Genomic DNA, 228 nt, shown 5'->3' on the forward strand with positions numbered 1-228 from the left:
GGAACCTGGGCGACGTGCGAGCGGGTGCCGTCGTCGTGGTGACATCCGACGACGGCACGCAGGCCGCCTTCGAGGCGGACGCGGACGCGGTCTCGGTGGAGAAGGAGGCGCTCCCCCAGGATCCGTCGCACCGCTGGGCATGGGAGCCCGGGGGCGCCGTCGCGAAGGTCACGCTGATCACGTGCGACCTCGTGCCGGGCACCGGGATGGCCGGGAACGCCTTCAACA

The 228-nt window shown here is 72.4% G+C and carries 1 pseudogene; it reads left to right on the forward strand.

The features are described from left to right. Positions 1–228, forward strand: a pseudogene (locus KVS67_RS13830) (class F sortase); the annotation flags it as partial.

The sequence above is a fragment of the Micrococcus sp. GbtcB5 genome (assembly GCF_019091605.1).
In the GTDB taxonomy this organism is placed as follows: domain Bacteria; phylum Actinomycetota; class Actinomycetes; order Actinomycetales; family Micrococcaceae; genus Micrococcus; species Micrococcus luteus.